Origin of the sequence: Rhodoferax sp., assembly GCF_028688795.1 — a bacterium.
Classification (GTDB): Bacteria; Pseudomonadota; Gammaproteobacteria; order Burkholderiales; family Burkholderiaceae_C; genus Rhodoferax.
The window spans coordinates 109010-121351 of record NZ_JAQTXM010000015.1 but is presented as its reverse complement, the minus strand read 5'-3'; the positions used below and the strand labels follow the sequence as shown (position 1 = coordinate 121351).

Here is a 12342-nt window from a genome sequence, read left to right as displayed (position 1 = left end):
CGCCAAATGACCTAAGCGTCACCAACGATATGCTTGTTGGTAGACGCGTTCACCATCGCTAAGCCGCTTGGGGTGGCCGAGGGTGAATAGGGAGCACTGAAAATTGGTCTGCCGCCCAGACTCCTAGGGCGCAGCAGGCACACATGGCATGAGAAGCCGTGCCCCAGCGTGGTGGTACGGCCATGGTTGATGAGTTTGCCAATCACAAAATGCAGTTGCAGATCGGGAATGGCCTCATCGGGGTCACTCTTGATGAACCCACCGGCTTCGGCAAAGTTGGTGGTGAGCATGCCGCTGCGGTGCTGGCGCCACTGCCAAGCGCCTTTGATCATCTTTAGCGCCCCCGTTGCAGACACACCAAACAGGTCTTTGGCAGCGGGCACATCCACCACCTGCACCATGTCAATGTGATCGTGCAGGTGTTCGCCGACACCGGGCAGGTGGTGCAGCGGCACGATGTGGTGGTCCAGCAGATGCGCTTTGGGGCCGATGCCAGAGAGCATCAAAATTTGTGGCGACTGGATGGCCCCCGCGCACAGCAGCACCTCACGCTGGCATTTGAGTTGTTTGGTCTGCCCCTCATGCTCAAACTCCACCCCCACGGCGCGCTTTTTCTCTAGCAGGATGCGGGTAATGAGCGCACCGGTGAACACGTGCAGGTTCGGGCGCGACAGGTTGGGCGTGACGTAGGCTTTGGCAACGCTGTACCGCTCGCCCAGTTTGTGCGTCACCTGATAGTGGCCCACCCCTTCTTGCTCAGACCCATTGAAGTCTGCATTGCGGGCATAACCCGCCTGCTCGCCGGCCTGCACAAACAACTCGCTGAAGCGGTTGGGTTGCGCCAGGTCCATCACGTTGAGTGGCCCATCCACCCCATGAAACGCATCAGCGCCGCGTTCGTTGTGCTCGGCCTTCTTGAAGTACGGCAACACCTCGGCAAACGACCAGCCGGGGTTGCCCTGGGCGGCCCAGAAGTCGTAGTCGGCCGGGTGGCCACGCGTGTAGATCATGGCGTTGAGCGAGCTGGACCCACCCATGACCTTGCCACGCGGCTGGTAGCCGCTGCGTCCGTTCAGGCCAGGCTGCGGCACGGTGTTCAGGCCCCAGCCATTCAGGGCGAATTTGGCCATCACCGCCAGGCCTGCGGGGCAATGAATCAGCACGCTGCTGTCGGGCGGGCCGGCTTCCAACAGGGCGACGTTGATGGCGGGGTCTTCAGACAAGCGCGCCGCCAGCACACAGCCAGCCGAGCCGCCGCCGATGATGAGGTAGTCAAACATGGTGTTCTCCCGGCACTTGAAAAGTTTAAAAATGTGCCTGCGCTGCACATTACAGCAAAAAATGCCCGGGTTTTAGAGGCTTGCGCCAAGCAGGCGCCAACCCCTGGGCCGGCCCTTGAAGCCGCAGAAAATCCCGGCGCATCACGCCCGGGTATCGCGCGCAATCGGGCATGATAGGGGCTTGAATTAATCAGGAGTGCTGATGTTTGCATCGATTTCCTCACCCGAGCGCCCAAATGATGCGGCGTCATTGAGCCTGCTGGCCAAAGACGCGCAGGTGCCGTCCAATACCAATGGCAAACCCACTGGCTTTAGCTGGCCAGGCCCGCCCTACGCCATTTACGCCAAGGCAGAGCCCTGGTCGGAGCCGCAGGTGTGCAAGCTTGAAGGCTTGAACGGCGCCATACGCAACTGCATCCTGGTGTCGATCGAACCGGCAGAGCACACCATCCTGATTCAGATCGAGAACAGCAAAACGCCGATGCCGATGGCCTTTTCGCAGTTTCGCCGCCTCACGCTCAAGCAACCTGTTCATCCGCAAAAAGCCGTCAGCAACGCGCCATTTGATGACATTTTGAGTTACCGCTCCACGGTGCAGTACACCCTGCAACTGGGCGACAACAACACCAGTTCCGGAGCGACCGTGGGTTATGTGGAAACCGACTACGGTCTGTTTGTGTTCCCCCCGCTGGATGAACATGGCGCAGTGGAACGCGTATTTGTGCCGCGCGAGGCGTTTGTCAGCGTGAGCATGGGCGATCACATTGGACAAATGCTGGTGCACCAGCATGCGGTGTCGGCCCAACAGGTAGAGGACGTAGCCACCGAGCAACACCTCTTGCGCGCACGCAAGCTGGGCGACTATCTGGTGGAAAACGCCGTGGTGTCACCGGAGCAATTGATGCTGGCGCTCGACCAGCAGTCAAAAATGCCCATGATTCGCGTCGGCGAAGCCTTGACCCGGCTGGGCTACATCGACGACGAGCAACTGACGCTGGCGCTTGAAAGACAGAAAACCGAGCGCTCCGTGCCCTTGGGGCAAATGCTGGTGAACTTGGGTTACCTGGCGCGAACCGACCTGAACACCGCGCTGGCACGCAAAATGGGCTACCCCATGGTGGATGTCACCCAGTTCCCCATTGACGTTGAAGCGCTCAAAAAAGTACCTGCCGCCACCGCCCATCGCCTGCACATCATGCCGCTGCTTTGGCGCGACAAACTGCTGGTGGTGGCCGCCATCGACCCCACCCTGCGCAAAATGCTCGAAGAGCTTGAATTCATGGTGCAGGGGCGGGTGATTGCCACGCTGGGTGACGAGATGCAGATCACGCACACCCTGAAAAGCGCCTACGAAAAACTGGGGGTCATCGACTGGCCCGGCGGCGGGGATTCACACGCCACTGGCAGCGAAGCAACAGCCAGCGGCACGCAGCTGCTTGAGTCGATGCAGCTGCAAGACCTCGGCAGGGACGAAGATGTTGATGACGACCAGCAAATTGCGCAGTCTGACAACACCCTGGTGCGCCTGATCAACACCATGATCATTGAAGCCCACACCCGGGGCGTGTCCGATATTCACATCGAATCGCAACCCGGGCGCGCTAAAGTACGCATCCGGTTTCGCAAGGACGGCATTTTGTCACCCTACCTGGAACTGCCGCCCACCTACCGTGCTGCGCTGGTGGCACGCCTGAAAATCATGGCCGACCTGGACATTTCGGAGCGCCGAAAGCCACAGGACGGCAAGATAAATTTCAGCAAATATTCTTCGCGCCACCGGCTTGAGCTGCGCATTGCCACCATTCCCACCGCCAACAATCTGGAAGACGTGGTGATGCGACTGCTGTCATCGGCCAAACCAATTGCCTTGGAAAAACTGGGCCTGTCGCCGTACAACTTTGAGCAACTGAAAGAGTCGGTCAGCCGGCCCTACGGCATGGTGCTGTGCGTGGGGCCCACTGGCTCAGGCAAAACCACCACACTGCACTCGGTGCTGGGTTTTTTAAACACCCCCGAGCGCAAGATCTGGACCGCCGAAGACCCGGTTGAAATCACCCAGCCTGATTTGCGCCAGGTGCAGGTCAACCCCAAAATCGGCTGGACCTTTGCCAAAGCGCTGCGCTCATTTTTGCGCGCCGATCCCGACATCATCATGGTGGGCGAAATCCGCGATGCAGAAACCGCCCAGATTGCCATCGAGGCATCGCTGACCGGGCACTTGGTGTTGTCCACCCTGCACACCAACAGTGCCGCTGAAACCGTGACCCGGCTGATTGACATGGGCATGGACCCGTTCAACTTTGCGGACTCGCTCCTGGCCGTGCTGGCGCAGCGGCTGGCGCGCCGCTTTTGTCCCGAGTGCCGCACCTCCGAACCCGCCCCCAAGGAGATCATCGACGAATGGCTGGATGATTATTTGCACGCGTTTCCGGAAGATTGCCGCCCCGCGCGCGACGACGTGCTGGCGCAATGGATGGCGCAATACGGACAAAAGGGCTGGCTCAGCCATACCCGGGCGCCCGGCTGCAGCCACTGCCTGGGCACCGGCATGTCCGGGCGCGTGGGGCTGCACGAGTTGCTGCGTGTCACGCCCGGTGTGCGACGCCTGATCCAGACCGGTGCCCGCTCTGAACTGATCCAGCACGAGGCCTTCCAGTCCGGCCTGTTTCGTACCCTGCGCCAGGATGGCATTGCCAAAGTGCTGGCCGGGCAGACCACCATAGAAGAAGTGCGAGCCAACAGCAATGCTTGAACAAAAAATGCCGCCATCCATGGCGGGGCTGGATGGTTTTTGCTGGCCAGCGCCCCTGTCGGTGCTTTACAGCAAGGCCGAGCCATGGACCGAGCCGCAGGCTTGCGAGCTTGAAGGCCTCAATGGTGCCGTCAGGCGCTGCGCGCTGGTGTCGATCTCACCGGCGGTCGAGGCCATTCAGATCCTGGTTGAGCGCGCCGCGGCGCCCATCACGATGGCGTTTTCTCAGTTTCAACGCCTGACCCTTAAGAAACCGATTTACCCGCAAGATCTGCTCAGCGCCGAACATTTTCCAGACATTCAAAGCCGTCAGGCCACCGCCGAATACCACTTACACCTGGCTGACGGCAGCGTGCGCTCGGGGTTGACGGTGGGTTATGGGGAAACCTCATTTGGGCTGTTTGTGTTTACCCCGATGGACAACCGTGGCACGGTAGAGCGGGTGTTCATACCGCGCAGCGCCTATGCCAGCGTGAGCATGTCCAACCTTGCCGGACCGCAGACCACCGACACACCAGCGGGCGGCGCCACAGCCAATGTCATGGCCCACAACTCACCTGCCGTCACGAACACACTCATGCTCGAAGACTACCTGGCCGACGCCGCGGTAGTGTCGCGTGAGCAGCTGATGCTGGCGCTGGACCACCAGTCGAAAATGCCAGCGGTGCGTGTGGGCGAAGCTTTGCTGCGGCTTGGTTTTGTCAGCGAAGAGCAGTTGCAGCAGGCACTGGCCGAGCAAAGCGGTCGCAGCGCCAAACCGCTGGGTGAGCTGCTGATTCAAGCCGGCGCCTTGACCCGGCGCGACCTGAACACCGCCCTGGCGCGCAAAATGGGCTATCCGGTGGTCGACGTGACCCGGTTTCCGATTGAGGCCGCTGCGCTAGAAAAAATCTCGCTCACCACAGCGCGGCGCCTGATGGCGTTGCCATTGCTGACCCGCGGCGAGCTGACCGTGGTGGCAAGCCCTAACCCGACGCGTCGTGAGTTTCTGGAAGAACTTGAATTTTTGCTGCGCGGGCGGGTGATTGCCACGCTGGGCGATGAAGACCAGATTCTCCAGACCATGACCACCGCGTATGACCGGCTCAGCCAAGGCAACTGGCCACCCAACAGCACAGCCACCCAAGACGCAACAATCGGCACATCGAGCGACGGCGTTGACCTGCTGGAGCGCATGGACCTGCACGACTTTGGCGCGCTGCCCCCAAGCCCCACCAGCCCGGTCAATGAGTTTGCCGCGGACACTGGCGCGCGCTGGCACAACAGCCAGCGAAACACCCCACCCTTGGCTGAATCTGATCCGGCCCTGGACCAGCTGGTTACCACCATGATCCTGCAAGCCCACAGCAGCGACGCCACTGGCATTCACATCGAGGTGCCGCCAGATGGCACCCAGCTGCGCATTCGGTTTCGCCAGAATGGGCGCTTGGTACCCTATGCAACGCTGCCGCACCAGCAGCACACCGCGTTGGTGGCGCACATAAAAACCATGGCGCACCTGGACGTTTTTGAGCAGCGCCGGCCACAGGTTGGCAAGATCGACTTTGACTCGTTTTCCCCGCTGCACCAGGTTCGCTTGCGCGTGAGCACCCTGCCCACCGCCAACGGCTTGCAAGACGTGGTGCTCAAGCTGTTGCCACGCCGCACCCCGCTGGCGCTTGAGCAGCTGGACCTGTCCCCGCAAACCCTGGAGGGCTTGCAACATGCCACCAGCCAGCCGCGCGGCCTGCTGCTGTGCACGGGGCCCGTTGACTCTGGCAAAACCACCACGCTGCACGCCGTGCTGGCTGCTTTATACAGCCCCGAGCGCAACATCTGGTGCGCACAAACCGACCCTGTTGCAAGCCTTGACAGCTCCCAGACCGGGGTGCGCCAGGTGCAAATTAACCCGCACATTGGCTGGACCTACGCCGCCGCCCTGCGCTCGTTTTTACAAGCCGATGCCGATATCCTCATGGCCGATGAGCTGCCCGATACCGAGACCGCCCAGGTCGCCGTAGAGGCCGCGCTCACCGGGCATTTGATGCTGTCCACCTTGCCCGCCAACAGTGCGGTTGCAGCCGTGCAGCGGTTGCTGAACCTTGGCGTGAACCCGTTCAGCCTGGCCGATGCGCTGCAAGCGGTGCTGGCGCAGCGGCTGGTGAGCCGTTTTTGCCAGTCATGTCGCAGTTCAGAGCCCACCAGCCAAGCCGACATTGACGGTCTGCTGGACGACTACCTGCGGGCGTTCCCTGAAGCACTGCGCCCTGCTCGCCACGACCTGCTGGCGCAGTGGATTGCCCAATACGGCATCCAGGGCGCGCTGCACACCTACCATGCCACCGGTTGCAGCCATTGCCAGGGCAGCGGCATGGCCGGTCGCATTGGCGTGCAAGAGCTGCTGTGCATGACGCCCGGCCTGCGCCGCCTGATCCAGACCGGGGCCAAGGCTGACGCCCTCTTGGCCGAGGCCTTCAAAGACAGCAAATTCTGCACCTTGCGCCAGGACGGCCTTGCCAAGGTGCTCGCTGGCCTGACCAGCCTTGACGACATACGCGCCCACACCCATGACTGAAACGCCGCACAACCACCCCTACCAATCCCTCACCCCAGACGTGGTGATGGACGCACTAGCCAGCGTTGGCCTGTATGGCGACGGGCGCCAAATGGCCTTGAGCTCTTATGAAAACCGGGTCTACCAAGCGCACCTGGAAGACGGCGCGGTGGTGGTCGCCAAGTTTTACCGGCCAAAGCGTTGGACACAGGCGCAAATTCTGGAAGAGCATGCGTTCTCAAAAGAACTGATCGACGCTGAAATTCCCGTGGTGGGGCCTTTGACCCTGAACGGCCGTACCTTGAACCAGTTTGGCGACTTTGCCTTCAGCGTCAGCCCGTGGCGCGGTGGCCGCATGCCCGAGCTCGACGATGCCGAGGTGCTGGAGTGGATCGGCCGCTTCCTGGCGCGCATTCACACCGTGGGCGCCGCCCAGGCCTTTGTGCACCGGCCCGCCCTTGACCTGCAAAGTTTTGCCATAGACAGCCGCGAATGGCTGCTGGCGCACGACAAGGTGCCGCTGGACGTGCAATCCACCTGGGCCAAGGTGTCGCAAAAAGCTATTGATTTAATAGCTACTCACGCATGCTTAACAAGGGCCACAGGTCAAAAAAGCTTAAATAATTCAAATGCGGACGATTTTCCAGAGGACAGTGGCATCCGGCTGATTCGCCTGCACGGCGACTGCCACCCCGGCAACATTTTGTGGACCCCGCTGGAGTCGCCGACCAGTGCCATGCCCGGGCCGCATTTTGTTGACCTGGACGACGCCCGCTCTGGCCCGGCGGTGCAAGACCTGTGGATGCTGCTCAGTGGCGACCGCCAGCAGCGCAGTCACCAACTCGGCACGCTGGTGGACGGCTACGAGCAGTTTCGCCCGTTTGACCGGCGCGAACTGGCACTGATCGAGCCGCTGCGCACGCTGCGCCTGATCCATTACAGCGCCTGGCTGGCGCGCCGCTGGGATGACCCCACCTTCCCCATCAACTTTCCGTGGTTTGGCTCCAGCGATTACTGGCAGGGCCAAGTGCAAATGCTGGAAGAGCAGATTGAGGCCATGCAGGAAGAACCGCTGGTGGTGTAGTCCAGCAACGCGGCCATCAACCGTCACCCCATCCACACACCAGCACGGACGGGGGTGCCAGCCGAGACCGGACTTATTCGATGGTTAACCGCTGCGCCCCGCTCATGGCCTGCTTCTTGGGCAGAGTCAACGTCAGCACACCGTTGTCGTATTTGGCTTTGGCCTGGGTTTGGTCAATGTCACTGGCCAACTGGAAGCTGCGCGACACGGCACCAAAATAGCGTTCGCTGCGCAGGGTTTTTTCGTCTTCACCAGTGCTGTCCTGCTGCTTGATCTCCGCACGCAAGCTCACCACATTGCCGTCGACCGCCACCTGAATGTCTTCCTTGGGTACCCCTGGAATTTCGGCCTGAACGGTGTAGGCGTCACCCGTTTCTTTCACATCTACCTTGATCTGCGCGGGCGTGGGCAACGCGTCGCCATGCAGGGGTTTGATGTAAAAGCCGGGCGCCACATCGCGGAAAAAGTCGTCAAACAGACCGCCGCGTGTCATCAATGCATTCATGAGATTCTCCTTTTTCAACAGTGAGGGGGCGACTGGCCTGCAGCCCCCATGGCTGCAAACCTTCACTGCTGAAAATAAGGAGGCTTTGCGCTTTTTCAAGCACTTTTTGCATCGTTCGACTGCTTATTGGCCGTTGATGGCCAGCAACTCCACCTCAAACAGCAGCGTGGCGTTGGGTGGAATCACACCACCGGCGCCGCGTGCGCCATAGGCAATGCTTGAGGGGCAAGTCAGTTTGGCTTTGCCGCCCACCTTCATGCGTTGCACGCCTTCGGTCCAGCAAGGAATGACGCCGTTCAAAGGAAACTCAATGGCCTGGTTCCGCTTGTACGAGCTGTCAAACTCCTTGCCATCCGGAAACGTGCCGCGGTAGTTCACCTTGACCGTGTCGCTGGCCTTGGGGCTGGCGCCTGCGCCGTCTTTGAGCGACTTGTAGACCAGCCCGCTGGCGGTGACCACCGCGCCAGCTTCTTTGGCCGAGGCGTCCAGCGTGGCATCAGCGGCATGGGCAACGGTGAGGCTGGAGGCTAGGGTCAGGGCGGCGATTTTGAGAAAAGTTTTCATGGCTACAGTCTTGGGGTTGGTTGAAAAGTGGCTTGATTTTCGCCCAGTTGGGCTGCGGCACGACGAAGGGATGACTTGATGCCCAGACGGCCCGGACACACGCCACAGCCCCCCCCCTAGTCGCGCTGGTTCACTGGTCGATGCTGCGCCAGCATCTTCCAGGTCAGACCCAACGGCACGTCTGTCTTGAAGGCCACCAGTTGCCTGGACAACCGCGCCATCTCAATGCCCTTGCGCAAGTTGGCGCCCACTTGCCCCCCTACCTTGTCGGCGTTTGAAATCACCCGGTCAAGATGGCCATTGATGCGAAGCAGTCCAGCGGCAGTTTTACTGCCGACCTTTTCCACGCCCGGAATGTTGTCGGCCGCGTCACCCATGAGGGCCAGCAGATCGCCCATTTGAGAGGGTTTGACACCAAATTTCGCCAGCACATACGCCTCATCACGCCAAACGCCCTTGAAGTGGTCGTAGATGCAGACCTGATCACTGAGCAGCTGCAAAAAGTCTTTGTCGCTGGACAAAATGATGGCTTGATCCGGGCTGGCACGACACCATTTTTCTGCCAATGCGGCAATGGCGTCATCAGCCTCGATGCCGGCAATGGCAATCCAGTGCAGGCCCATGTGCTGCAGCCCTTGTTTGATGGTCAGCAAGCCCTCCCGCAGCAGCTCTGGCATGGGTTTTCGGTGGGCCTGGTAGGACGCATAGAGATCATGTTTCCAGGTGCGGCCCCCATGGTCAAACACCGCCACGGCATGGGTCGGGCGGTGCGTGTTGAGTGCGCGCGTGAACGAAGCCAGACTGGAGGTAACCGTGTCGGCCACCTTTTGCTCGCTGTCTGGCCCAGGCACCGCCTCGTGGATGCGCCGGATGATGTTCATCGCATCAATCATCAGTAAAGACATCTTGTGATCACGCTCATTTGAAAAATTTAACGGGTTTGGACAAGCTTTAGCTTGCGGGAATTGTGCCGCGTGGCAGACTTGGGCGGATGCAGCAACACCACGCCACTTCAGAGACCGACCTGACGTGCCGATAAAACCTCACAAATGGCACTTGAACACTCAACCACCAAAATCTCGCAGGACGACAAAGTTCGCTTTAAAGAAGAGCGGCTGTCGATCTTGGCACTGTCGGACAGAAGGCGGCTGGAGGGCCGAATTGGCGTTGTCCAGGGTCACTGGAATTTCACAAGAAAGCTGACGGTTTATTTCCCTGAGGATGGCGGCAGGCGGGAGTTGCGCATCTTGAGCGTTGATCCTCGGCAATTAGAGAACGTGGCGAAAGACCTGATTGAAGCCGACATGGCGCCCGAAACCGCCCCGACGGAAAGTGGCGAGGAAAGGCTCTCTCAGGAAGACATGGACAACATGTTTGGTTAGCCAGCGACCGAAAACATCACGCTGGCCAACAGCAAATGTTGCAATACAAGACCTGACCCCACTCGCGTTGACTTCTTAGCCGCCAAACAAAAGCCCCGTCAGTTGCAAAAACTGCGGGGCTCTGTTGTAATTTTACTACTTAATTTATAGCTGCTTGCGCTTTATCCATAAGGGCTACAGCTCAATTTTTCTTATAAAAATCACACCAGCAGCGCATTCACCCGTTTCACATAAGCTGCCGGGTCGGCGGGCAGGCCGCCTTCGGCCAGCAAGGCTTGGTCGAACAAAATGTGCGCCAGGTCGTTGAAATGCACCGAGCCATCGAGCTTTTTCACCAGCGGGTGTTCGGCGTTGACTTCCAACACAGGTTTCACTTCTGGCGCAGTTTGCCCGGCTTGTTTAAGCATGCGCGCCAGTTGCGTGCTCATCCCGTTGTCTTGCACCACCAGGCAGGCCGGGCTGTCGACCAAACGGGTGGTCACGCGCACATCTTCGGCCTTGTCTTTGAGGGCTTCTTTCAGCTTGGCCAGCATCGGTTTGAAGGTTTCGGCGGCTTCTTCAGCGGCCTTTTTTTCCGTCTCATCTTGCAGCGTGCCCAGGTCCACCGCGCCTTTGGCGACGCTTTGCAGCGGTGTGCCGTCAAAGTCTTGCAGGTAGTTCAGCGCCCATTCGTCGACACGGTCGGTCATCAAGAGCACTTCAATGCCCTTCTTCTTGAACACTTCCAGCTGCGGGCTGTTTTTGGCAGCAGCGGCGTTGTCGGCAGTGATGTAGTAGATGGCTTCCTGGCCATCTTTCATGCGCGCTTTGTAGTCGGCAAAACTGACGCTGACCGTGTCTGTGGTGCTGGAGGCAAAACGCAGGAGCTTGGCCAAGCGGTCTTTGTTGGCATAGTCTTCACCCAGGCCTTCTTTCAGCACGGCACCAAATTCGTTGTAGAACTTGGTGTATTTGCCGGCATTGGCTTCGGCTTCAGCCTTGTCTTCAGGACTCACAACATCAGTCACACCTTCGGTTGGCGCTGCAACTTCTGGCAACCTGTCGTTTTTAGCCAGGTCTTCCAGCATGCCCAGCACACGCTTGGTACAGCCCTCACGAATGGCTTTCACGTCGCGGCTTTCCTGCAGTAGTTCCCGGCTCACGTTCAAAGGCAGGTCAGACGAGTCGACCACACCTTTGACAAAGCGCAGGTAGGTGGGCAACAGGGCTTCAGCGTCGTCCATGATGAAGACACGTTTGACGTAGAGCTTGACGCCCGCCGATTTTTCGCGGTTGTACAGGTCCATCGGCGCCTTGCCGGGGATGTAAAGCAACTGGGTGTATTCGGTGCTGCCTTCAACCCGATTGTGGGTGTGCGCCAGCGGGGCCTCGAAGTCGTGGCTAATCTGTTTGTAGAACTCGTTGTACTGTTCTTCAGAAATGTCTTTCTTGGCGCGCGCCCAGATGGCGTTGGCCTTGTTGACGGTTTCCCATTCGCCGGTCTTGACCATGCCACCGGGCTGGCGGCCGCCTTGCTCGTCGCTTGGGTTGATCAGCTCGCCGTCTTTCCACTCTTCCTTTTCCATCATGATGGGCAGGCTGATGTGGTCTGAGTATTTGTTGATGATGCCCTTGACTTTCCAGGCTGACGCGTAGTCCATAGCGTCGTCACGCAGGTGCAGGATCACGCTGGTGCCGCGCTCTGGGCGGGTGGTGTTTTCCACCTCAAAGTCACCGGCGCCACCGCTGATCCAGCGCACGCCCTCCTCGGCTTTCATGCCGGCACGGCGCGACTCAACCGTGATCTTGTCGGCCACGATGAAGCCGGAGTAAAAGCCCACGCCAAATTGGCCAATGAGCTGTGAGTCGGCCTTTTGGTCGCCGGACAATTTGCTGACGAAGTCTTTGGTGCCACTCTTGGCGATGGTGCCGAGGTGGTCGATGGCCTCTTGTGTGCTCATGCCAATGCCGTTGTCGGTGATGGTGAGCGTTTTGGCGTCTTTGTCAAACGTGACCTTGACCTTGAGCTCGCTGTCGTTTTCATACAGGCCACCGTCGTTGATGGCCTCAAAACGCAGCTTGTCGCAGGCATCTGACGCGTTACTGATCAATTCGCGCAGGAAAATTTCTTTGTTGGAATAGAGCGAATGGGTCACCAGGTGCAACAGTTGTGCAACTTCGGCCTGGAAGGAAAGGGTTTGTTTGGTCATGGGTTCAGGTTTGTTCTTAAAGCATTAAAAAACCGGCAGCAAATGCCCCGGCA

At 59.5% G+C, this 12342-nt stretch carries 8 protein-coding genes and 1 pseudogene; 4 read left to right on the top strand and 5 right to left on the bottom strand.

Annotation, left to right across the window (positions count from 1 at the left end; genetic code table 11):
• Nucleotides 1-113: 113 nt before the first annotated feature.
• A pseudogene (locus PHQ58_RS12945) lies at nucleotides 114-1280 on the bottom strand (GMC family oxidoreductase); the annotation flags it as partial.
• Between the two features lie 202 nt (nucleotides 1281-1482).
• Between PHQ58_RS12945 and PHQ58_RS12940 the strand changes: the two are divergent.
• Genes PHQ58_RS12940 through PHQ58_RS12930 form a run of 3 tightly spaced genes read left to right on the top strand, consistent with a single transcriptional unit; the run spans nucleotide 1483 to nucleotide 7649 of the window.
• A complete protein-coding gene (locus tag PHQ58_RS12940; RefSeq protein ID WP_300111571.1) occupies nucleotides 1483-4032 on the top strand; it encodes a GspE/PulE family protein in 2550 nt (849 codons plus the stop codon).
• On the top strand, nucleotides 4025-6586 hold the full coding sequence (locus PHQ58_RS12935; protein WP_300111569.1) for a type II/IV secretion system protein: 2562 nt from the start codon (nucleotides 4025-4027) through the stop codon (nucleotides 6584-6586). The genes PHQ58_RS12940 and PHQ58_RS12935 overlap by 8 nt, the downstream gene beginning before the upstream one ends.
• Nucleotides 6579-7649, top strand: coding sequence for a serine/threonine protein kinase (locus tag PHQ58_RS12930; RefSeq protein WP_300111567.1), 1071 nt, complete (start codon nucleotides 6579-6581; stop codon nucleotides 7647-7649). The genes PHQ58_RS12935 and PHQ58_RS12930 overlap by 8 nt, the downstream gene beginning before the upstream one ends.
• A gap of 73 nt (nucleotides 7650-7722) precedes the next feature.
• Here the strand turns inward: PHQ58_RS12930 and PHQ58_RS12925 are convergent, their stop codons facing one another.
• The 3 genes from PHQ58_RS12925 to PHQ58_RS12915 all read right to left on the bottom strand — a co-directional run bounded on the left by PHQ58_RS12925 (nucleotide 7723) and on the right by PHQ58_RS12915 (nucleotide 9623).
• Nucleotides 7723-8154: an Hsp20/alpha crystallin family protein gene (locus PHQ58_RS12925; protein ID WP_300111565.1), complete on the bottom strand. Its 432-nt coding sequence runs from the start codon at nucleotides 8152-8154 to the stop codon at nucleotides 7723-7725.
• Between the two features lie 123 nt (nucleotides 8155-8277).
• The gene (locus PHQ58_RS12920; protein WP_300111563.1) at nucleotides 8278-8718 is read right to left on the bottom strand and encodes an FKBP-type peptidyl-prolyl cis-trans isomerase; all 441 of its coding nucleotides are present in this window, start codon (nucleotides 8716-8718) and stop codon (nucleotides 8278-8280) included.
• Between the two features lie 116 nt (nucleotides 8719-8834).
• On the bottom strand, nucleotides 8835-9623 hold the full coding sequence (locus PHQ58_RS12915) for a 5'-3' exonuclease H3TH domain-containing protein (protein WP_300111561.1): 789 nt from the start codon (nucleotides 9621-9623) through the stop codon (nucleotides 8835-8837).
• A 144-nt stretch (nucleotides 9624-9767) separates the two neighbouring features.
• Here PHQ58_RS12915 and PHQ58_RS12910 point away from each other — a divergent pair, with 144 nt between their 5' ends.
• Nucleotides 9768-10100, top strand: coding sequence for a hypothetical protein (locus tag PHQ58_RS12910; protein ID WP_300111558.1), 333 nt, complete (start codon nucleotides 9768-9770; stop codon nucleotides 10098-10100).
• A gap of 200 nt (nucleotides 10101-10300) precedes the next feature.
• On the opposite strand, the gene htpG is transcribed toward PHQ58_RS12910, so the two are convergent.
• Nucleotides 10301-12289 (bottom strand): molecular chaperone HtpG, encoded by a 1989-nt coding sequence (gene htpG, locus PHQ58_RS12905; RefSeq protein ID WP_300111557.1) that lies wholly within the window; start codon nucleotides 12287-12289, stop codon nucleotides 10301-10303.
• Nucleotides 12290-12342 lie beyond the last annotated feature (53 nt).

Excerpts from the sequence above, each read along its gene's own strand:
- htpG (WP_300111557.1), bottom strand. The coding sequence starts at position 12,289 with ATGACCAAACAAACCCTTTCCTTCCAGGCCGAAGTTGCACAACTGTTG.
- PHQ58_RS12930 (WP_300111567.1), top strand. The coding sequence starts at position 6,579 with ATGACTGAAACGCCGCACAACCACCCCTACCAATCCCTCACCCCAGAC.
- PHQ58_RS12925 (WP_300111565.1), bottom strand. The coding sequence starts at position 8,154 with ATGAATGCATTGATGACACGCGGCGGTCTGTTTGACGACTTTTTCCGC.
- PHQ58_RS12940 (WP_300111571.1), top strand. The coding sequence starts at position 1,483 with ATGTTTGCATCGATTTCCTCACCCGAGCGCCCAAATGATGCGGCGTCA.
- PHQ58_RS12935 (WP_300111569.1), top strand. The coding sequence starts at position 4,025 with ATGCTTGAACAAAAAATGCCGCCATCCATGGCGGGGCTGGATGGTTTT.
- PHQ58_RS12910 (WP_300111558.1), top strand. The coding sequence starts at position 9,768 with ATGGCACTTGAACACTCAACCACCAAAATCTCGCAGGACGACAAAGTT.
- PHQ58_RS12915 (WP_300111561.1), bottom strand. The coding sequence starts at position 9,623 with ATGTCTTTACTGATGATTGATGCGATGAACATCATCCGGCGCATCCAC.
- PHQ58_RS12920 (WP_300111563.1), bottom strand. The coding sequence starts at position 8,718 with ATGAAAACTTTTCTCAAAATCGCCGCCCTGACCCTAGCCTCCAGCCTC.